Raw genomic sequence first — 21,192 nt, forward strand, 5'->3', positions numbered from 1 at the left:
AATGGGTTTAAAGCATTTTCTTGAAAAAATTGAACCTGCGTTTTTACCGGGTGGTAAGTATGAGAAATGGTATGCATTATTTGAAGCAACCGCCACATTCTTATATACCCCAGGTACAGTAACGCATAAAGCTTCTCATGTGCGTGATGCGTTAGATTCTAAACGTATGATGGTGTTAGTTTGGTTGTCGCTATTCCCAGCGATGTTCTACGGTATGTATAACGTCGGTGCTCAAGCGATTTTAGCCACTGATGCATTAGGTACATTGCAACAGTCTATTGCCGCTCATTGGCAGTATGCGTTAAGTCATGCATTGGGTGCAGATTTAACCTTGTCAGCAGGTTGGGCAAGTAAAATGTTGTTGGGGGCAACCTACTTCCTACCGATTTACTTAACGATTTTCTTAGTTGGTGGTTTTTGGGAAGTGTTATTTGCGATGGTGCGTAAGCATGAGATTAACGAAGGTTTCTTCGTCACCTCAATCCTACTTGCCTTAATCGTGCCACCGACATTGCCATTATGGCAAGCCGCTTTAGCTACAACATTTGGTGTGGTGGTCGCAAAAGAAGTGTTTGGTGGGGTAGGTAAAAACTTCATGAACCCTGCTTTAGCGGCACGTGCATTTCTCTTCTTTGCTTATCCTGCACAAATTTCAGGTGATGCCGTATGGGTGGCTGCAGATGGTTTCTCAGGTGCAACCGCACTTTCACAATGGGCAGCAGGCGGTGAAGCTGGCTTAAAACATGTGGTAACAGGTCAACCTATTACGTGGATGGATGCTTTCATTGGTAACATTCCAGGCTCTATTGGTGAAGTCTCTACCCTTGCGTTGATCATTGGTGCAGCAATTATTGTGTTTGCACGCATCGCCTCTTGGCGAATCATCGCCGGTGTGATGATCGGTATGATTGCCACTTCAGCGTTATTTAATTTTATCGGTTCAAGCACAAATCCATTATTTGCTATGCCTTGGTATTGGCATTTTGTATTAGGTGGTTTCGCATTAGGGATGTTCTTTATGGCAACAGACCCTGTTTCTGCGGCATTCACCAACAAAGGGAAATGGTGGTACGGTATCTTAATTGGTGCGATGGCGGTATTAATCCGTGTAGCGAACCCAGCGTATCCAGAAGGTATGATGCTTGCTATTTTATTTGCTAACTTGTTTGCACCTGTATTCGATTACTTAGTGGTACAAGCAAATATCAAACGTCGGAGAGCTCGCAATGTTTAAGAATAAAGATAGCGTTGGCGGAACACTTCTCGTCATTATCCTGCTAAGTTTAGTTTGTTCTATTATTGTGGCAGGTTCAGCCGTTTTGCTTAAACCCACCCAAATTGAACAAAAAGAACTTGATAAGCAAAAGAATATTTTAAGTGTTGCAGGTTTATTACAACCTACAACCAAAAATAGCGAAATCAAAACCATTTATGCAAAAAATATTGAAGCTCGTTTAGTGAATTTAGACACAGGGGATTTTGCCCCAGCTCAACCGGGTTTTGATGCGGCGAAGGCAGTGAAAAATCCAGCACAAAGTACCGCACTTTCTGCCGAAGAAGATGTGGCGGGTATTCGTGTTCGTGCAAACTTCGCTGAAGTTTATCTTGTGAAAAATGAAGCTGGTCAAGTGACACAAGTGGTTTTACCTTTCTATGGTAAAGGGTTGTGGTCAATGATGTATGGTTTCATGTCAGTACAGCCAGATGGTAACACTGTGAACGGCATCACCTATTATGATCAAGGTGAAACACCGGGATTAGGGGGAGAAATTGAAAACCCGAAATGGCAAGCACAATTCCCAGGTAAAAAACTTTACACCGCAGACAATCAAATTGGTTTATATGTGGGTAAAGGAGCATCAGCAAATGCTGAACACGGGATTGATGCGATTTCAGGTTCGACATTAACCAGTAATGGTGTCAACAATTCATTTAAATTCTGGTTAGGGCAAAAAGGTTTTGGTCCTTTCTTAGCAAAACTTAAAGCAGGAGTGTTGAACAATGGCTGATGCTAAAAAGTTAAAAGGCTTGTTGTTATCGCCAGTGCTAGACAACAACCCGATTGCGTTACAAATTTTAGGGATTTGTTCTGCCTTAGCGGTAACCACAAAATTAGAAACGGCAATTGTTATGACGTTAGCGGTGACTTTCGTAACCGCATTTTCGAACTTATTTATTTCATTGATCCGTAATGCTATTCCGAATAGCGTGCGTATTATCGTGCAAATGGCAATCATTGCCTCTTTGGTTATCTTAGTTGACCAGATCTTACGTGCTTATGCATACGGTTTATCCAAACAACTTTCGGTTTTCGTGGGGTTGATTATTACTAACTGTATCGTGATGGGGCGTGCAGAAGCTTTTGCAATGAAATCACAACCACTTGAAAGTTTGGTTGATGGGATCGGTAATGGTCTAGGATATGGGGCAATTTTGGTTTCTGTTGCCTTTATCCGTGAATTAATTGGTTCAGGTAAATTATTTGGTATGACAGTTTTCCAAACCATTCAAGATGGTGGTTGGTATCAAACAAATGGTTTATTCCTACTTGCACCAAGTGCGTTCTTTATTATTGGTTTTATTATTTGGGGTATCCGTACCTTAAAACCAGAGCAGGTGGAGAAGTAGTTTATGGAACATTATATTAGCCTTTTCGTTAAATCGGTTTTTATCGAAAATATGGCACTTTCGTTCTTCTTAGGGATGTGTACGTTCCTTGCAGTATCGAAAAAAGTGTCAACGGCATTTGGTTTGGGTATTGCGGTTATCGTGGTATTGGGCATTGCGGTGCCAGTAAACCAATTAGTATATAGCTTTATCTTAAAAGATAGTGCATTGGTTGAGGGAATTGATCTCAGTTTCTTAAACTTCATTACCTTTATCGGTGTGATTGCTGCCTTGGTTCAAATTCTTGAGATGGTACTGGATAAGTATTTCCCTGCACTTTATAACGCATTAGGGATCTTCTTACCGTTAATCACCGTAAACTGTGCGATCTTCGGTGGCGTATCTTTCATGGTACAACGTGATTATACCTTCGCAGAATCTGTCGTATATGGTATTGGTGCAGGTACAGGTTGGATGTTAGCCATTGTTGCACTTGCAGGCATCACTGAAAAAATGAAATATTCTGATGTACCAGCGGGGTTACGTGGTTTAGGGATTACCTTTATCACGGTCGGTCTGATGGCACTTGGTTTTATGTCATTCTCAGGTATTCAGTTGTAAGAAAGGGGATACAGAATGGAAATTACTCTTGGTATTGCAATGTTCACCGTTATCGTTTTGGCTTTAGCAGTCATTATTTTGTTTGCTAAATCTAAATTGGTGAATTCGGGTGACATTACAATTGAAATTAATGACGATCCAAGCAAAGCAATTCAGTTGCCTGCGGGGGGAAAATTATTAGGTGCATTGGCAAGTCAAGGCATCTTCGTGTCTTCTGCTTGTGGTGGCGGTGGCTCTTGTGGTCAATGTATTGTTAAAGTCACAGAAGGTGGCGGCGACATTCTTCCAACTGAACTTTCACATATTTCAAAACGTGAGGCAAAAGAAGGTTATCGCCTGTCTTGCCAAGTGAATGTGAAAAACAGCATGAAGATTGAATTGCCAGAAGAAGTGTTTGGTGTGAAAAAATGGGAATGCACAGTTATTTCTAACGATAACAAAGCAACCTTCATCAAAGAACTAAAATTAGCGATTCCAGAAGGTGAAGAAGTCCCATTCCGTGCGGGTGGTTATATTCAGATTGAAGCGGAACCACATACGGTAGCTTATAAAGACTTCGATATTCCAGAAGAATATCATGAAGACTGGAATAAATATAACTTATGGCGTTATGTGTCTAAAGTGGATGAGCATATTGTCCGTGCTTACTCTATGGCTTCTTATCCAGAAGAAAAAGGCATCATTATGCTTAACGTGCGTATTGCAACGCCTCCACCAAATAATCCAGATGTCCCACCAGGTCAAATGTCTTCTTACATTTGGTCGTTAAAACCGGGTGACAAAGTGACGATTTCGGGTCCATTTGGTGAATTCTTCGCGAAAGATACAGATGCAGAAATGGTCTTTATCGGTGGGGGTGCAGGTATGGCACCAATGCGTTCACATATTTTTGACCAATTAAAACGTCTGAAATCTAAACGTAAAATGTCATTCTGGTATGGTGCACGTTCTCGTCGTGAAATGTTCTATGTGGAAGATTTTGACACCTTGCAAGCCGAAAATGATAACTTCGTATGGCATGTTGCACTTTCAGATCCACAGCCGGGTGATAATTGGACTGGTTATACAGGCTTTATTCATAATGTACTTTATGAAAACTATCTAAAAGATCATGAAGCACCAGAAGATTGTGAATACTACATGTGTGGTCCTCCAATTATGAATGCCTCGGTCATTAAGATGCTCAAAGATCTTGGTGTTGAAGATGAAAACATCTTATTAGATGACTTTGGCGGTTAATTTCTGAGATAATGCTTGTTGCTTATCACGGATAATAAGCACAAGGATGAATAAAGTGCGGTCGGATCTTACAGTATTGTGAATCTTGGCCGCACTTCCATTTAAGAAAATTTGAAAATTTGGCTTTTATAAGCATAAGTGGTGAAGAAAAATTCAAATTTTCAAACTTTTTGTAAAAAAGGAACATATCGTGAAACTACAACAATTTTTCTCTCGTTTTATTATGTTAAGCTTGGCTTTCATGCTTGTGGCTTGCCATAAATCCCCTGAATTGGTGACTCTGCAAGGCAAAACCATGGGGACGACTTACAGTGTCAAATATATTGATAATGGTGAGTTAGAGCTGAGTTCAACTGAAGTTCATGAGCAAATTGAATCATTATTGCGTGATGTCAATAGTAAGATGTCCACTTACATTGCCACCTCTGAACTGAGCTTGTTTAATCAAAACACGAAAACCAATACCCCTATTGAGATTTCTGCGGATTTAGCCACGGTTTTACAAGAGTCTATCCGTTTAAATAAACTCACTGAAGGGGCGTTAGATGTGACCATTGGGCCTATCGTGAATTTATGGGGATTCGGCCCAGAGAAACGTCATAGCACTGAAAGTATGGACGAACATGTGAAAAAATTTATGCAATGGGTTGGGATCGAGAAAATGAAATTATCTCAATCAGGCAAGAAATTTTTCTTAGAAAAAACAATCCCACAGCTTTATATTGATTTATCCGCCATTGCTAAAGGCTTTGGGGTAGATAAAGTCGCTAACTATGTGGGAAGTCTTGGGGTTCAACATTATCTTGTGGAAATTGGTGGTGAAATTCGAGCGAAAGGGAAAAATTTAGAAGGGAAAGCGTGGCAAATTGCCATTGAGAAGCCGACCTTTGATGGCTCACGAGCGATTTCACAAATTGTGGGATTACCTGATTTAGCAATGGCGACCTCAGGTAATTATCGTAACTATTTTGAAGAAAATGGTCAGCGTTTTTCACATGAAATTGATCCAACAACAGGTTACCCAATTCAGCACCGTTTAGCTTCTGTCACTGTGTTAGCTGATTCGGCAATGACTGCAGATGGATTAGCCACAGGGCTTTATGTTCTTGGTGATAAAAAAGCCTTGGAGGTGGCAGAAAAACACAATCTGCTGATTTATATGATCATGAAAACAGATGATGGCTTTGAGGCAATTATGTCGTCTGCCTTTGAAAAATTCTTAAATAACCAGTAGGATTTAGCAATGAAACTTTTTCTCATGACTTTTGGGGTCTTCTTATTGGTGATTGCTGGCATGGCAATTGGTTATATTGTTAAGAAGAAAACCATTGCAGGAAGTTGTGGCGGGATTTCAGCCTTGGGCTTAAAAAAAGTCTGTGATTGTGAAGAACCTTGCGATAACTTAAAAGCTAAATTAGAGGCTGGCGATGAAGCGGCACAGCAAGAATACCAAACAAAATTTGCGAAAAATGCACCGCACTTTTATGAAGTAAAATAATCTCACTTATCAACACGTTGATGTGAGAGGGAATGTCTATTAGGGGCTTTGTATCGGGAAAATCAGGTACAAAGCCCTTCCACCTTATTTCGTGGGCTTATCACGAACACAACCTGAATATTAAAGTAATATGAAATCAAACACTTATGCAACGCATTTCCCGCCACTCAGTGCAGAACAATTGGCGGAAAATAGCAAGAAAAAAGTTATCTGTGGCATGTCTGGTGGGGTTGATTCCTCTGTGTCTGCCTTTATTCTTCAACAACAAGGTTATCAAGTGGAAGGCTTGTTTATGAAGAACTGGGAAGAAGACGATGACACCGACTATTGCACAGCGGCAGCCGATCTTGCCGATGCTCAAGCGGTTTGCGATAAACTCGGCATCAAACTACATAAGATTAATTTTTCCGCTGAATATTGGGATAATGTCTTTGAACATTTTTTAAAAGAATATCAGGCAGGACGAACGCCAAATCCTGATATTTTGTGTAACAAAGAAATTAAATTCAAAGCCTTTTTAGAATACGCCGCAGAAGATCTTGGTGCCGATTATATTGCCACAGGGCATTATGTTCGCCGTGGTGAGAACAATGGACAATGCCAGTTATTGCGTGGCTTAGATCAAAACAAAGATCAAAGCTATTTCTTATATACCTTAAGCCAAGAACAAGTGGCACAAAGCCTGTTCCCAGTGGGCGAAATTGAAAAGCCCATTGTGCGAGCCATTGCGGAAGATTTAGGTTTAGCCACAGCGAGGAAAAAAGATTCTACGGGCATTTGTTTTATCGGTGAACGTAAATTTAAAGATTTCTTAGCACGTTATTTACCTGCACAACCAGGTGAAATTAGAACTGTTGAGGGAAAAGTAGTGGGACGTCATGATGGTTTGATGTATCACACCCTTGGACAACGCAAAGGCTTGGGCATTGGTGGGGTCAAAGGTATGAGTGAGGATCCTTTCTATGTGGTAGAAAAAGATCTGATTAACAATGTGTTAGTGGTGGCACAGGGGCATGATAATTCTGCCTTATTGTCTTCAGGCTTAATGGCTAGCCAATTACATTGGGTAGATCGTCAACCGATTCGTCAGCCCGTTCGTTGCACCGTCAAAACCCGTTATCGTCAAGAGGATATTCCGTGCGAAATTCAACCGATTGATGATGAAACCCTTCGTGTGGTGTTTGATGAACCACAAATTGCGGTGACGCCAGGTCAATCAGCCGTATTTTATCAAGGTGAAGTGTGTTTAGGGGGCGGGGTTATCGATTCCCAAATCAAATAAGCAGATTAGCGACAGATTGTCATAAAAAGTGCGGTGCTTTTTAAAAAAGTTTCACCGCCTTTTTTATTTATCGGAGTCGGTCGCCCTCAGCACCCAAGGGGAAAGCAGAAATGCGGTGGAAATGCCAACACAAAGTACCGTTGCAAAACTCACTAATGCGGTGGTTTGACTGAGCATTAATAAACCAAAAGACAGTTGCGTCGTGAGTGCCGATAAAATCACGGCAATAAAGGACGAAGAAAGAAAATGGCGATTTTTCAATAAGAAAATACCGTAGTCTAACCCCATTCCCAAAATCAAAATTAAGGCGAGCGAACTAAATAAATTAAAATATTGCCCTGTCAGAACAAGAGTTGTCAGTGCCAAAAGCATTGCCGTTGCAATCACCGTCATCATGCGTAATGCGGCATTTAGGCTGAATTGATAGCTCAGTAAACCCGTGACGATCATGAGACTGATCGCTAAGATGATGAGAATGTGATCACGACTTTGTTCAAACAGCCTTGACCAATCTTGCGTGGTGTTGTGGTAACTCACACCCTCATGTTGCTGGGCGATTTCTGTGGCAAGTTTATCTTCTGATTGCTTTAGCGGAATCAAAGCATAGTATTGATTCCCATCTTGAAAGAAAAATGAGGCGAAGTTTTGCCCTATTGGATGGCTGAGAAATTGACTGAGTGAAATAGGGGAATAAGAGTAAACATTGCCCTTTATGCCAAGGGATTGAAATGGTTGCTGGAGTTGTTGCAAGGCATGTTGTACTAATTGATGATTTTTCGCTTGTGAATGCTGACTTGGCAAGTAATCACTGAAGACGATCATGGGCTGAATGCGGTTACTGCGGTTCAGGGAATTGAAGAGTTGTTCTAAGCGAGTGAGGAGTGTCTCTTCTTGCGTGCTTTGTACAATAAAATATTGCAATTGACTATGTTGTTGCAGAATCCGATCAAATTTTTGTTCAATTTGTTGCAAATGTGTTGGCTGTGCTTGTAATAACCGAACATCATCATTGATTTTTAATTGCGGTAATAGACATAAGCTTATGAACACCAGCGAGGCAATGAGCCATGTGAGCCATGATTGATGTTGCCAAGCCTGTAAATAGCGGTGGAGATGTTGCCCGTATGGAAAACGGAGTGATGAATTTTTTTGTGTGAAAAAAGGGTATAGGGTAAAAATGGTGAATAATGCCCCCGCTAAACCAAATACCGCATAGACAGCCATTTGTTTGAGAATAATTAACGGAGCAAAGCCTAACACACTATAAGCTAAGGCAGTGGTAATAAAGGCAAATAATAAGGTTGGACGTAATTTTGTTAATGTGTGTTCACTTTTTTCGGGCGGTTGATGAAAGTAGCGTTCGCTGAGAAAATGCAAGCTATAATCCGCAGATACCCCCACTAAACTGGCACTGAGTGCGATGGTGAGCAAATGAATTTCACCAAAAATACACCAAATCGCCAAGGTACCCCACACAATTCCTGTTGCCAATGAGAAAAGGAGCAAAAGCAAAGGCATGAGGCTACGAAATACGAAAAACATCAATAATAAAATGCCGAATGCTGATCCTATTCCAATAATTTTAATATCTTGTTCCACACTTTTCGCCGCATAATCACTAAAATAAAGTGCACTTCGACTGTCCAGTTCAAGGTTAGGATAATGCTGTTTTACCTGTTGTTCGGCTTGTTTGAGGGTGGAAATAATCTCGCTTTTTTCCTTCAGATTATCATGTTCAGCTTTTAGCTTGGCTTGCAAAAGCACATAATATTTGCTCGCAGATTGCACATAAAGCCACCCGTCTTGCCATTGTAGGGGCGTCCGTTTGGTTTGGAGAAGGGTGTTTCGGGTTAATAACAGGGGATCGTGCTGTAATTCTTTCGTGCTAATGCCACTCATGGGCGAATAGAGTTGTGCCAGTATGGATTGGAAATACTGTTCAGGTTGTTGCAGTTGCTGTTGTAACTTAGCGGAAAGCAGTTGGCTACGGTGTGTAAAAAAATAGTGTTGCCAAGCCTGTTGTTGTGCTAGCTTTTGACCTTCAATGGCTTCAAGCTGAGGAATTTGCTGGAGGTGCTGTTGCAATTGTGTGGCACCTTGCATTGCTTTTTCTAAGGTTTCACTGCCCACTAACCACAGGATAGAACGGTTAAGTTGGTGAGCCAGTTGGCGTTCTATATGGGGCGGAACTTCACTTTGTCCTTGTAAAAGTGCGGTCAAATTATTTTCAATTTTGAGCTTTGGCAACAGCACAATGAGCCAAAGGCTAGCGATCATAATGACGGCTAACCATAATGCTGCTCTCAACGCATTATTGTGCAAAAAGCGTGTCTTGTTCATGGGTGAGGCTCTTTAAGGCTTTGCAGTTTTTGAAGTGTAACTCTGTGCTATCTCCTTGCTGATCTTGAATTCGTACCGACTGAATACTGCTATCACCCGTTAAGATAATGTGTTTAAAAATCGATTGGAAAGGGGCTCGGCTTGGACGCAATACCACTTGCCATTGTGAGGTGTTCGTTTTGACTTCTTCCATTTGGAAATAGTGAGTTAAGCGTTGCCATTGACCTTGTAAGACATCACGTATTAATTGGGTAAAATGGAAAAGCTGAGGTTGCTCCGTGGCAGAAATAATTTGTACATTACCCAATACGGATTGATAAATTTGCTTTTCTGTCATTACCATTGTTTGTGGGAAAGGGGCGGTTTGTTGCCAAATCAGCCCTTTTGGTTGGGCTAAAACCAGCTCACCTTTTGATTGTAAATTGAGTTGCATGTCTTTTAATTGACGGGTTTGTTCAAATTCACATTGAAACAGGGGGGCAATATTTAATTGTTGCTGAATCTGTGCCAAATCGCTATACGCAGAAAGTGGCAGTAAGGCGATGACGAAATACATCAGTATTGGCTTAAATTTCATGGGCATTCTCTTCTAAAATTGACCGCACTTTGTCTTGCCAACAAGCGGGAGTCATAAATTGTAAGTGTTGGTCACCGGTGATCATGGCAACTTGTGTGCTAGACGCTTGACAAAGGAGCTGATCTGTTCGGCTGTCATAAAAGCGAAATTGGATTTTGATCCGATTCTCAAATTCTAAGAGATCCGCCAGAATGTAAAAATCCTGTTCGAGGGTGATTGGGCGAATATATTTGATATCCGCTTGTACGATAGGATATTGGTAGCCTGTGGCGATCATTTCAGGATAGCCATAACCGATTTTTTGGAAAAGGGCATGACGTGCGGTTTCAATAAATTGCCAATAACGGCCATGCCATACCACATTCATAATATCCAGATCTTGAAAAGCAGGTTTCAGATCCACCCGATGGGTGAGTAAGCTAGGAACTTTTTTCTTCATTTATTTACGCCAAAAATCATAAAAATTAAACCACTCAAGGGGCGATTGTCGACAATAATGTGCTAAGCGTTGGACATATTTTTCCACATAAGGTTGCACGCCATGATTTTGCCTTGCTCGTCTTGGCAGATGGATTTGATCGGCAAAATGCTCAAGATACAAATCAAACTTACCCGTTTGTGTTGGATGGCGTAATGCAAAAATTAAATAAACAGGCACTTTTAATAAATGTGCCAAAATATAAGGGCCTTGTGGAAAATCGGCCTCTTCACCAAGGAAGGTGGCACGTACACAATTATTCTGACTGGGATCTTGAATACTGGTGCGATCACCGACAATGACAATGATATGCCCTTGCTCAATACGTTGCTGTAATAAGATGAGGGTGGCAGGTGAGATTTCATCCACTTGCAATAAATCAAATTCTCCTTGCTCGTGGGTTTGGTATTGTTTGAGGAGCTCGTTAAAACGTACAGCATGCTTGGTAAAAACCAATGCAGTCACGTTGATATTGGGAATTTTGGTGCTTAATGCCCGACAAAGCTCAAGATCGCCAAGGTGTGAACCTAACAGCATCACACTGCGTAAGTCCCCTTTTTCGGCAATGGATTCAGGTAAATGGAAATACAGATCATCAAGCTGGATATTTCCTTTCCATGCCATGATTTTATGTAAGATACTTTCGGCAAAGTAAGTTAAATGGTTGATGCTATTGAGCTGGCGATTGCCTTTTAATTCGGGGTAATACGCTTTCAGTTTTGTTAAATATTGCTGTGAGGCGTTTCGATGTTTTCGGGAAAACAGCCAATAATAAAAAATCACAGGGCGTAGCAACAAGCGAAAGCCTGTTTTGCCACAAACTCGATAGATAAAAAGTAAAATTTGAATGCCGAGTTTGGTGCCTGTTTCCGACATTTTCGACCAGTGTGTTGTGTTACTCATGTGTCTTTTTTCTCAAAAGTGATGGAATTTGGCATAAGAATTGTGGAAATAAACGACAGTGCATTTGTGTTAAACGGATGTTGTCCCAAAGGTGATCAAAATGCGATACCCCCTCTTCAGGGTAAATCACTTTCGTTGGCACAAAGGCCACTTTTTTCTGCATTCGCCAATAGTATTGCACAATAATTTCAATATCAAACTGCATGCGGTTACCTGTATAAACCTGCTGGATAATCGCAAGGGTAGGTTGTACAGGATAAACACGAAAACCGCATAAACTGTCTTGAATATCAAAAGATAAGGTTTCTAACCAAACCCAAAAATGGGTTAAATAACGACCGTAATAACGTAATGCAGGTACTGACTCATCATATATGGGTTTCCCTGAAATTAAGGTGTCGGGCTGTTGCTGGCTTTCTTTGAGCAACACAGGAATATCAGCGAGATGGTGTTGCCCGTCAGCATCCACTTGTAAAATATGGGTATAACCTTGAAATGCAGCCCAATACAATGCCGTTTTGATTGCCGCCCCTTTGCCTAAATTTTGTGGGTGAGTATAAAGCGTAAAGGCATATTGCTGTTGTAATTGTTGTAACTGTTGCTGATTTTGTAGATCTGAACAGTCATCCACGACAAAAATCGGCAACTTAAATTCGGCTAACTTGGCTAAAACCTGCGGCATAAATTTAGCATGGTTATAGCAAGGAATGAAAAGACAAGGGCGATAAGTGGTCATAAGCTGAATATCCCAGAACTGATGATGCTATGTGAATCTCGGTATTCGAAGGTTAGACGTTTTTTTTCCACCTCTTTTTTGAGCTGGAGCAATAGCTGGCTTTCAGGGAAAATTAATTTTTGGTATTTCACTTGTTTAACAGGATTGAGGCGTAAATCCTGTTGCCAGTATTGTTGAATAAATTCATACACTAAACCGAGTTGCACCACGCCTGCTAAAATTGGGCAATCTGGAAAATGCCCTGCAAAATAAGGGTAGTCTGCGTGAAAAACACATTGCACTTCAAGTTCTGTATCAGTGCATTTGATGACATGATAGTCTGGTAAGATCATGCAAATAAGCTCTCTAATTGTTGTAAGTTCATTTTTCCTTGTTCGTTCATTGGCATAAATGGCACAAGGCGAATTTTACGGGGTAGGGCGATGAGTTCCACACGTTGATGTAAATGCTGGCGTAAAAGATTTAAGGTGTCTTTGGGGCTTAAATGCTGATAGGCGTGATGTAATACCACAACAAGACCAATACTTTCACGATGGGGGTCTTTTACCACGATACTTTTGATTTCTTCAATTTCGTTTAATTCTAAGCAAAAGCATTCAATTTGTGTTAGTGAGACACGTTTATCCCCAATTTTGGCAATTCGATCAATGCGTCCTAAGAGTTCAAATCCTGTGGAATTTAACCGCACTTTGTCTTCTAATTTATACCATTCGGCAGTATGTAAAAATGGTGAGGCGATCATCAAGCACTCATCTTCTTGATTTTGTCGCACTTGAATCCCTTCAAGCAATTGCCATTGTTGATGTGGAAAGGTTCGGTAAGCAATGGCACTGGTTTCGCTTGAACCGTAAAATTCCATCACATCACATTGTAGCAATCGCTGTGCATTTTCCCCGCTTTGACGAGGCAATTTCCCACCAGAGGAGAAAAGCACCCTCGCTTTAGGATAGGTTAAATGCGGATCCAAAAAGCGTAAAAAAGCTGGGCTGCTGATGAGCGTGTAATCGGTGTTAATTTTTTGCAGTTGCTCTGGGATCACCAAGCTATATTCAAAAAACGGCATATGAAAGACAAAAGGCTGTAATAAACGGTACATCAAGCCCAGTAGATGATTATGGTTTACGGTGGAATACATGACCGAGCCTTGTAAGACATCTTTTAATAGCTGATGTTCTACTTTAATTTGACGATCAAACAAATGGACTGACTTTTCAATCACTTTCGGTTTGCCTGTGCTACCTGAGGTAAACAAGTAGATTTCTGCTTCATTTTGCACCGCACTTAGGGGCATTTCAAAAGGGGTGAACGCCGTTTTATGTTGATGTTGAAATAAACAAACGGATTTATTAACGGCGGCACTTAACTTTTCATCATCTGTACAAAGCAAGGAAAAATGTTCATCAATATCGGTTAAATGTGCAGCCGTTTGCAAGGCAGGTAACACAATTTTACGCTGACAATGCAACGCCGCTAACAGACCGCATAACATTAAAAATCCGCTTTTAAAGACTAAAGCCACTTCCCGATCGTTGGGGTAGTGATTGAGTTGTTCAATTAAATATGCCGTCTGCATTTGCAGATCTTGCCAGTGATATTGTCGGTTATTGCCCAAGCAAATAATTTCATCAGCTTGGCGAGTTTGGTAAAGCATTTGCTTAATGGGCACAAGCTGATTTGAATCCGTAATAAATTGTGTGGTTAAGCATGTATTGAGGTTAGTGTTTGTGTTTTCGTTTAACATATTGGCGGATACCAAATTCAATAATAAAGAACAGTCCCATTAAAAGATAGCTGATTAAGCCGTTATACCATGTCCATAAGGTCATATCGTTGGCAACAACGGTCAGGAAAGCAGCACTTCCATTGATGATAAAAAAAATGCACCACGCTATGGTCACGTTGCGAGTATAGTTGATGGCATGCTCAGGCAAGTTTTTATCCATTATGCGTGCGAAGATTTCAATAATACTTGGGGGATAAATCAGGCTTGCAGCAAAAACACAAAAAGCAAGTAAGTTCATTAAGACAGGATAAAATAATAAACTGTTTTCATGTTGAAACATAAACGCTACTAACGCAAGCACACCGCCCAGTATGGTTGAACATAACGCAAACAATTTTAGATAGCGACTAGGGTATTGAGGTTGCCGAAATACCAATATGAAACGCAACACAAACAAAATAAATAAACAGATTGTGAGTGTGCGAAAAGGCAAGCTATCTAAACTGAAAAAAACGAAAAATGGATAAGCAACCAGTAATAAAGATAAAAAGACGTTGGCAAGTTTATACACAGTCTTATTCGTTATTCCAAAGTTGGGCAATCACATCGACAATATCGCCAATGGTTCTGACGTTTTTAAAGTTTTCAGGGCTAACCCGTTTTTTGATTTTATTTTGCAAATGAACAATGAGATCAACCGCATCAATGCTGTCTAATTCAAGATCATCAACAATATGTGAATCAAGGGTTACGGTGTTGGGGTCAATATCAAAAAGTTCTTCTAAATAGACTTTGATTTGTTCAAAAATTTCATTTTTATCCATCTTATACCTCAGTTTGTGAACGAATAAAATCCGCTAATGTTTTCACTGAATAGAAGTGCTGGTGAACCGCTTCATTTTCAGCATTTAATTGTACTTTGAATTTATTTTTAATAGCCAAACCAAGTTCTAATGCATCAATAGAATCTAATCCTAATCCTTCATTAAACAATGGCATGTCCGTGTCAATTTCATCAATGCTCAGTTCTTCTAAATTGAGCGAATGAATGATTAATTGTTTAATCTCATTTTCTAACGCTTGCACGATAAGCTCCTTGTGGTTTCCATCATGTCAATAGAGGGTTGTAAAATATGGGTTAACTCATGATTTAATTTTCTCACCGCTTTAGAAGGTGGCAAACCTTCGACCAAGTAAGGGGTGATAGGTTCGAGTTGTTGTACTTTAATATAAAAAAACGATTTTCGTTCAGGGACTTTATACCAAGGCATACTGCGATTTAAACTCATCGGCTCACAACAAATATGCACGACTCGCAGAGGAACGGCACAACGAATCGCTAAATTTGCCGCACCACGCTGTAATTTTAGTTCAGTTGCATGCATAGGTGTACGTGTGCCTTCGGGGAAAATTAAAAACTTTCCACCATTGGCTAAGCGTTCCTTGCAAGCGGTTAATAATTTTTCGGGGTCAGCAGAGTTCGGAATATAGCCTGCACAACGCACCACCGTTTTACAAAATGGGTTATGAAATAAGGCTTCTTTTACCACACAATCCATTTCAGGCAAGACAGAACCAATGAGCACATAATCTAAAATGGTTGGGTGATTGGCGATAATTAAACAGCCCCGATCTTGTTGTAAAATCTCTGCCCCTTCAATTTTATAGTCAATAATACGCAAGCATTTGAGGCTTTTGACAAAAACACGAAAACAAAAGCTAATACTGCGTTGGCTTGCTTGACGGCGTTTGCTCTCATCTTTGTAGTAAAGGCGAATTAAGCTAAACCAGATATTACCTAAAATCAAACCGCCTAGTCCAAACATGGCGAACGCCAAGCCTGTTCCGACAATACGCCAATATTTGTTTAATTGCGTAAAAATTGCCATTGTTGTTGCTCGTAATGTAAGGAAAAATGGGGTTCTTGTCGGAAATAAGCCTGTAAAAAAGCAAGCCCTTGTGGGCAGGCAGGGTTGGGCGTATTTCCAGTGGTGAAGGATAATTTCCAGCTGTCACCTGCAGTTAGTATCATGCCTACCGCATAGGCTGCGGATTGTTCATGTTGGGGTAAATCCTGTTTGTAAAAATCTGGCACTTGATCATCAAAGAACACCAATAACACGGCTTTTTTACCGTTTTTTAACGCCAGCAAGGCTTCTAACATGGCTGAGCAAAAGGTATTTTCTTCTGCCGCAATAGAGCTAATTGGTGCTGTTTGCTTGGCTAAAATACTAAATTGCCCTGCTGGTGCATTATGAACGGCGGTGGCAAAATCGGTTGGTGACATATCACCATGTCGGAAAAAATGATCAAGAAGTTTATAGGTTCGGCTAAGCTGACCATGTCGACTGGCAAATACCACAAAGTCAATCTCTGCATCTTGATTGAGCTCCAAAGCAAGCTGAATGGCCATTTTATCGGCAAGCCCCATACGGCGAGCTTGCATCATTGGAATCAGTGGGGTGGCAAATTTCGCCCCTGTTTCAAGGGGTTGGAAAGGTTGATTTGCCCATGTGTGCCATTGTGCCTCATCCGTTAGGGTTGCACTGTATGCTTTTAATTTTGCGATATGAAATGTCAGCATAGCCTACCAAATACTCTTCTTGTTATTTCACGAAATCGGCTTTTAATGCAACATTCGCTGGGAAGTGACCAACATGGCATTCATATTTATTTTCGCTACTGAATGGATTATTTTTGTAGTTACTTTGGATATTGGAAATTTTGGTGACCCCTAATTCTGCTGCTTTGTGCTGTAATTGAATCAACGCAGATAACATAGCACGGCGACATGCTGCCATATCATCTTTACCAAACGCATTAGCCGATTTACTTGTTTTTAACCCATGTGCCACCACTTGACCGCTAAGTGTTTTGCCAAATGCCATTTGAAATTTTGGGCTGAGGTGCTGTTTGGCTTCAGCGGATCTTACCACCTCGGAAATCGGTAAAAAATACGCATCATTACGTGCAGAACAGGCTGTTAACGCCACGATAGCTGAGATCGTTAGCAGTTTTTTGATTGAAAAGTTCATAAAAAATCTCCTTATTTAGATGGATTGTATTTTTGGAAAATCAGTGAGGTATTAATGCCGCCAAAGGCAAAGTTATTGCTCATCACATAATTTGTTTGTTTTTCTACCGCACTTTTTCGAATATAGTTTAGCTGGCCACAACGTTCATCAACCTCTTCAAGGTTAATGGTGGGCAGAAATAAGCCTTCATTCATCATTTCAATACTAAACCAAGCTTCTAATGCCCCACAAGCACCTAAGGTATGACCTAAATAGCTTTTCAGTGAGGAAACTAAGGGGGTATGACCAAAGATCTGATAAGTTGCATTGCTTTCGGCAATGTCTCCTCGTTCTGTGGCGGTGCCATGTAAACACACATAGCCAATTTCCTTGGCATCAATTTGGGCTTGCTTAATGGCTTGTTCTAAGCAAATTTGCATGGTGCTTTGCTGTGGCTGGGTTACGTGGGCCGCATCACAGTTTGTGGCAAATCCAATTAATTCCGCATAGATAGTGGCACCACGGGCTTTGGCATGCTCATATTCTTCTAAAATTAATGTGCCCGCCCCTTCACCGAGGACTAATCCATCACGATTTTTATCAAATGGACGAGGTGTCAACTGCGGTTCATCGTTACGTTGGCTGGTGGCAAATAAAGTATCAAAAACCGCCACTTCACTTGGACACAGCTCTTCTGCACCGCCTGCCACCATGATCGTTTGGTAGCCATGTTTTATGACTTCGTAAGCATAGCCAATCGCTTGGCTGCCTGAAGTACAAGCCGTTGATGAAGGGATGACACGGCCTTGCAAACCGAAATACAGGCTGATATTAGCCGCAGTCGTGTGTGGCATCATCTGAATATAGGTTTGTGCCGTAATATCATGTGTATGATGCTCTGTGAGCATGGTGGCAAAGGCTCGAACGGGATCCGTACTGCCTGTGCAAGATCCGTAAGCTACACCGACATCCCCCGTTTTTAAAATCGGATTGCCCAAAAGCCCAGCTTGCTCAAGGGCTTGTTCTGTTGCCACGACTGCAAGTTGTGACACTCGCCCCATACTACGACTTTGTTTTTTCGTAATATGTGAAGGAAGGGTAAAGTTCACAATTGGGGCGGCTAAACGGCTTTGTAGCCCATCAAAAATTTCCCATTCAGGCATATAGCAGACGGCATTTTGATAGGTGAGCATGTTTTGTTTAATCTTTGTCCATGTTTGCCCTAATGCCGTCACACCAGACATTCCCGTGACAACAACACGTTTTGTCATGATTTATTCCTTTATTTGTTAGACCATTCCACCATTAATGCCAATTACTTGGCGAGTAATGTAGGCGGCTTTGTCACTCATTAAAAATGCCGCCAAATCGGCAACTTCTTGTGCTTGCCCCATGCGTTGCATTGGAATCAAAGGTAGTGCATGTTTTAGCACGTGTTCATCAAAGATACCTGTCTCAATTAAACCGGGGGCAATGCAATTCACGGTGATTTTTCGTTTAGCCAGTTCTAATGCAAGGGCTTTGGTGGCACCAATCAGCCCCGCTTTTGAGGCACTGTAATTGACTTGACCACGATTGCCCACTTGACCTGAGACACTGGAAATGGTGATGACCCTTCCCCCTTGACGGGCAGCGATCATTGGCATAATGATAGGGTGAATCACATGGTAAAAGGCATCTAAATTGGTGTGGATCACACAATCCCAGTCGTTTTCAGATAAGGCTGGAAAGGCTCCATCACGAATAATCCCCGCATTTAACACCACCCCATAATAACTGCCATGGGCATCGATATCTTGCTCAAGAGCGGTACGGCAAGCTTGGCGATCCGAGACATCAAAATTGATTAAGCGTCCTGTTCCTCCTGCCGAACAAATTTGTTGTAGTGTATCTTCTGCACCCGATTTATCCGATAAATAGTGAACCACCACATCAAAGTGCTGCTTGCCTAATTCAATGGCAATCGCTTTACCGATTCCTTTACTTGCCCCTGTGACTAAAACTGTTCTTGTCATTATCTACTCTTTCTTCTTTAGTAATTGTGTTAATTCTTGTTCATCAGGTTGATAAGTGGTTAATCGACCTTCTGCGGTGACTTGATTTTGTGCATTAACAATTTTCACATCAAAGCTTGCCATTCGTTGATCTTGCATTAATAAGTGGGCTTCGACACGTAACACTTCATCCATAAGATAGTGCGTAACAAAATACTTACATTGTCTAGCACCCAATAAAAAACCGATTTTTGCCTCGGTATTATGTTGTATTTTGCCTTGTATTCCTGCCCAAGTGCCAATGGTTTGAGCCATTAATTCCACACTGATCCAAACGGGAATCTGTTGATTTTTGTCGACAAACAGTCGCTGTTTTTCACCCAGTTTGATCGTCACTTCAATATCATTTTCCGACACCTGTTGAATCTCGTCCACCAATAACATCGGGGATTGATGCAACAAATAATCGCCAGCGTAATGTGATGATAGATTATACATGATTTACTCGCCTGAAAATAACACTGACATTATTTCCCCCAAATGCAAAAGAATTGCTCATAATCACAGGTGAATGCAAGACCTGATGATCATCGGTAATTAAACCTATTTGAGGTAAACCACTGTCCAGTGTTGACACGTCATGGGTTTGACGTGGCAGAAAATTTTTTGAATTTCCACCGCACTTTTCCAGTAATAGACAAGAAATAGCGGCTTCAGTTGCACCTGCTGCACCAAGTGTATGACCTGTGAGCGATTTTGTGCTACTACAAGGGATTTTGCCGAAAACACGAGCCACAGCTAAGCTTTCCATTTGATCATTTAACGGGGTGGCGGTGCCGTGTAAATTTAAATAGCCCACCTCTTCAGGTTTTAAATTGGCGGCAGATAATGCACCACGCATGGCTTGTTCTGCTCCCAGACCTTGTGGCTCGGGTGCGGATATATGATAGGCATCACTACTTTCGCCCACCCCTGCGAGCATGAGTGTGCTTTTTTCTTTGCTTAGAAGAAACACTGCCCCCGCTTCACCAATATTGATGCCTTTTCGTTTTTCGGCAAAAGGGGTATTGGGTTCGGCAGAGAGTGAAGCTAATGCATGGAATCCGTTTACGGTTAAGTGGCATAAGGTATCTGCTCCCCCCACAATCACGGCATCGACGACATCCGCATTTAACATTCTTTGAGCGGTGAGAAATACTCGCCCACTAGAAGAGCACGCAGTAGAAATACTCAAGTGCGGACCATTGATGCCTAAATATTTGGCGACAAATCCAGACGCTGAACCTAATTCTTGGCAACGATAATGATAGTCAGGGTGTGGGGTTTGCGTTTGTTGAGCCTGTTGAATGGCTTGCTCACCTAAATCAATGCCTGCGGTGCTAGTGCCCATCACCACCCCTATTCGCATACTGCCATAACGTTGAATAAGTTTATCAATCGGGTTTTTAAGTTGCTGTAAGCACAAGGCAAGCACCTGATTATTGCGACAATGATATTGTTTTAAATGATCAGGAAGTGTTGGCAGTTCATCCCGAATATGACCCAAATAGGTACTGCCATTGGCTAAAAGTGCGGTATCTTTTTGCAATAAAAAACGATTTTGAGAAAGGTTTTCCCAAATTTCTTCTTTAGACGTGCCTAATACATTACAAAAGGCATAATCTTGGATATAAATATCGGAGTATGCAGTCATTTTTGGTTTGCCGTAGGAAGTGTTTCAATGTGAATTTGATAATTAAACGGAACATTTTCCAGTAACACAGGTTGAATAGGTTGTGTGTTTTTATAGGTGACCCGCATCACAAGGCGATGTTGGGGATCATAAAGAAAGCGCTGGTTATGTTGTTCTGTCATTTTCCAACCTTCAGGGAGTTGCCAACTTTGTGGGGGCAATAATGTGAATAAAATATCCCCTAGCACTTGATTCGCAGGTGGCATTTTGGCAAGAAGAGGCTGATTTTCCACCTTGATTTCGCGACCGTTATATTGTGCCTGTGCCAATTTAATGCCTAAGGTGGAAAGCACTGTGAGGGCAATGTGTTGCAGTGAACTTTGTAATACCACCAAAACGGGAGCATGGTTTTTTTGTTCTGGATAATGAATGCGAAGCAATTGTTGTTGGTATAAGGTCGGTGCTTGATCTAACGATGGCAAGGCAATTTGTGTGTGTTTATCCACGA

The 21,192-nt window shown here is 41.2% G+C and carries 26 protein-coding genes; 8 read left to right on the top strand and 18 right to left on the bottom strand.

Annotated features, from left to right (window positions below):
- Position 1: 1 nt before the first annotated feature.
- The 8 genes from ACPEEM_RS11505 to mnmA all read left to right on the top strand — a co-directional run bounded on the left by ACPEEM_RS11505 (position 2) and on the right by mnmA (position 7,247).
- Positions 2–1,234, top strand: coding sequence for an NADH:ubiquinone reductase (Na(+)-transporting) subunit B (locus ACPEEM_RS11505; protein ID WP_424402182.1), 1,233 nt, complete (start codon positions 2–4; stop codon positions 1,232–1,234).
- Positions 1,227–2,009 carry a Na(+)-translocating NADH-quinone reductase subunit C gene (locus ACPEEM_RS11510; protein WP_424402183.1) on the top strand — a complete coding sequence of 261 codons (783 nt, stop codon included), beginning with the start codon at positions 1,227–1,229 and terminating at the stop codon, positions 2,007–2,009. The genes ACPEEM_RS11505 and ACPEEM_RS11510 overlap by 8 nt, the downstream gene beginning before the upstream one ends.
- Positions 2,002–2,628: an NADH:ubiquinone reductase (Na(+)-transporting) subunit D gene (locus ACPEEM_RS11515; protein ID WP_424402184.1), complete on the top strand. Its 627-nt coding sequence runs from the start codon at positions 2,002–2,004 to the stop codon at positions 2,626–2,628. The genes ACPEEM_RS11510 and ACPEEM_RS11515 overlap by 8 nt, the downstream gene beginning before the upstream one ends.
- Positions 2,629–2,631: 3 nt before the next feature.
- Positions 2,632–3,228: an NADH:ubiquinone reductase (Na(+)-transporting) subunit E gene (gene nqrE, locus ACPEEM_RS11520; protein WP_424405223.1), complete on the top strand. Its 597-nt coding sequence runs from the start codon at positions 2,632–2,634 to the stop codon at positions 3,226–3,228.
- Positions 3,229–3,243: 15 nt separating this feature from the next.
- A complete protein-coding gene (gene nqrF / locus ACPEEM_RS11525; RefSeq protein WP_424407151.1) occupies positions 3,244–4,467 on the top strand; it encodes an NADH:ubiquinone reductase (Na(+)-transporting) subunit F in 1,224 nt (407 codons plus the stop codon).
- A gap of 223 nt (positions 4,468–4,690) precedes the next feature.
- A complete protein-coding gene (locus ACPEEM_RS11530) occupies positions 4,691–5,701 on the top strand; it encodes an FAD:protein FMN transferase (protein WP_424404134.1) in 1,011 nt (336 codons plus the stop codon).
- Between the two features lie 9 nt (positions 5,702–5,710).
- Positions 5,711–5,965, top strand: coding sequence for a (Na+)-NQR maturation NqrM (nqrM, locus tag ACPEEM_RS11535; RefSeq protein WP_424402187.1), 255 nt, complete (start codon positions 5,711–5,713; stop codon positions 5,963–5,965).
- Between the two features lie 130 nt (positions 5,966–6,095).
- Entirely contained in the window at positions 6,096–7,247 is a 1,152-nt protein-coding gene (mnmA, locus tag ACPEEM_RS11540) for a tRNA 2-thiouridine(34) synthase MnmA (protein WP_424407153.1), read from the top strand.
- A 63-nt stretch (positions 7,248–7,310) separates the two neighbouring features.
- Here mnmA and ACPEEM_RS11545 read toward each other — a convergent pair whose 3' ends face one another.
- From ACPEEM_RS11545 to ACPEEM_RS11630, 18 genes are read right to left on the bottom strand one after another with little or no spacing between them, the layout of a single operon-like run.
- Positions 7,311–9,587: an MMPL family transporter gene (locus ACPEEM_RS11545; protein ID WP_424407155.1), complete on the bottom strand. Its 2,277-nt coding sequence runs from the start codon at positions 9,585–9,587 to the stop codon at positions 7,311–7,313.
- A complete protein-coding gene (locus ACPEEM_RS11550) occupies positions 9,559–10,164 on the bottom strand; it encodes a LolA family protein (RefSeq protein ID WP_424407157.1) in 606 nt (201 codons plus the stop codon). The genes ACPEEM_RS11545 and ACPEEM_RS11550 overlap by 29 nt, the downstream gene beginning before the upstream one ends.
- Positions 10,154–10,603, bottom strand: coding sequence for an acyl-CoA thioesterase (locus tag ACPEEM_RS11555; protein WP_424402191.1), 450 nt, complete (start codon positions 10,601–10,603; stop codon positions 10,154–10,156). The genes ACPEEM_RS11550 and ACPEEM_RS11555 overlap by 11 nt, the downstream gene beginning before the upstream one ends.
- Complete coding sequence (locus ACPEEM_RS11560; RefSeq protein WP_424402192.1) at positions 10,604–11,545, bottom strand: hypothetical protein; 942 nt, start codon at positions 11,543–11,545, stop codon at positions 10,604–10,606.
- Positions 11,538–12,281 (bottom strand): glycosyltransferase family 2 protein, encoded by a 744-nt coding sequence (locus ACPEEM_RS11565; RefSeq protein ID WP_424402193.1) that lies wholly within the window; start codon positions 12,279–12,281, stop codon positions 11,538–11,540. The genes ACPEEM_RS11560 and ACPEEM_RS11565 overlap by 8 nt, the downstream gene beginning before the upstream one ends.
- On the bottom strand, positions 12,278–12,613 hold the full coding sequence (locus tag ACPEEM_RS11570) for a hypothetical protein (protein ID WP_424407159.1): 336 nt from the start codon (positions 12,611–12,613) through the stop codon (positions 12,278–12,280). Before ACPEEM_RS11570 ends, ACPEEM_RS11565 begins: the two co-directional genes overlap by 4 nt.
- Positions 12,610–14,022 (bottom strand): AMP-binding protein, encoded by a 1,413-nt coding sequence (locus ACPEEM_RS11575; RefSeq protein WP_424407161.1) that lies wholly within the window; start codon positions 14,020–14,022, stop codon positions 12,610–12,612. Before ACPEEM_RS11575 ends, ACPEEM_RS11570 begins: the two co-directional genes overlap by 4 nt.
- Positions 13,997–14,575, bottom strand: a complete 579-nt coding sequence (locus ACPEEM_RS11580) for a hypothetical protein (RefSeq protein WP_424407163.1) — start codon at positions 14,573–14,575, stop codon at positions 13,997–13,999. Before ACPEEM_RS11580 ends, ACPEEM_RS11575 begins: the two co-directional genes overlap by 26 nt.
- Positions 14,576–14,579: 4 nt before the next feature.
- Positions 14,580–14,828, bottom strand: a complete 249-nt coding sequence (locus tag ACPEEM_RS11585; protein WP_424402197.1) for an acyl carrier protein — start codon at positions 14,826–14,828, stop codon at positions 14,580–14,582.
- Between the two features lies 1 nt (position 14,829).
- Positions 14,830–15,090: a phosphopantetheine-binding protein gene (locus tag ACPEEM_RS11590; protein WP_424402198.1), complete on the bottom strand. Its 261-nt coding sequence runs from the start codon at positions 15,088–15,090 to the stop codon at positions 14,830–14,832.
- On the bottom strand, positions 15,078–15,893 hold the full coding sequence (locus ACPEEM_RS11595; RefSeq protein ID WP_424402199.1) for a lysophospholipid acyltransferase family protein: 816 nt from the start codon (positions 15,891–15,893) through the stop codon (positions 15,078–15,080). Before ACPEEM_RS11595 ends, ACPEEM_RS11590 begins: the two co-directional genes overlap by 13 nt.
- A complete protein-coding gene (locus tag ACPEEM_RS11600) occupies positions 15,872–16,588 on the bottom strand; it encodes a beta-ketoacyl synthase chain length factor (RefSeq protein ID WP_424407165.1) in 717 nt (238 codons plus the stop codon). Before ACPEEM_RS11600 ends, ACPEEM_RS11595 begins: the two co-directional genes overlap by 22 nt.
- Before the next feature lie 22 nt (positions 16,589–16,610).
- Positions 16,611–17,039, bottom strand: coding sequence for an excinuclease ABC subunit A (locus ACPEEM_RS11605; RefSeq protein ID WP_424402201.1), 429 nt, complete (start codon positions 17,037–17,039; stop codon positions 16,611–16,613).
- A gap of 11 nt (positions 17,040–17,050) precedes the next feature.
- On the bottom strand, positions 17,051–18,289 hold the full coding sequence (locus ACPEEM_RS11610; RefSeq protein ID WP_424407167.1) for a beta-ketoacyl-ACP synthase: 1,239 nt from the start codon (positions 18,287–18,289) through the stop codon (positions 17,051–17,053).
- Between the two features lie 18 nt (positions 18,290–18,307).
- Positions 18,308–19,033: a 3-ketoacyl-ACP reductase FabG2 gene (locus ACPEEM_RS11615; RefSeq protein WP_424402203.1), complete on the bottom strand. Its 726-nt coding sequence runs from the start codon at positions 19,031–19,033 to the stop codon at positions 18,308–18,310.
- A 3-nt stretch (positions 19,034–19,036) separates the two neighbouring features.
- The gene (locus ACPEEM_RS11620; RefSeq protein WP_424402204.1) at positions 19,037–19,510 is read right to left on the bottom strand and encodes a hypothetical protein; all 474 of its coding nucleotides are present in this window, start codon (positions 19,508–19,510) and stop codon (positions 19,037–19,039) included.
- Positions 19,503–20,705, bottom strand: a complete 1,203-nt coding sequence (locus tag ACPEEM_RS11625; protein WP_424402205.1) for a beta-ketoacyl-[acyl-carrier-protein] synthase family protein — start codon at positions 20,703–20,705, stop codon at positions 19,503–19,505. The genes ACPEEM_RS11620 and ACPEEM_RS11625 overlap by 8 nt, the downstream gene beginning before the upstream one ends.
- Complete coding sequence (locus ACPEEM_RS11630) at positions 20,702–21,190, bottom strand: DUF3261 domain-containing protein (RefSeq protein ID WP_424407169.1); 489 nt, start codon at positions 21,188–21,190, stop codon at positions 20,702–20,704. Before ACPEEM_RS11630 ends, ACPEEM_RS11625 begins: the two co-directional genes overlap by 4 nt.
- Positions 21,191–21,192: the final 2 nt, after the last annotated feature.

Source organism: Pasteurella pantherarum, assembly GCF_049670885.1.
Classification (GTDB): Bacteria; Pseudomonadota; Gammaproteobacteria; order Enterobacterales; family Pasteurellaceae; genus Pasteurella.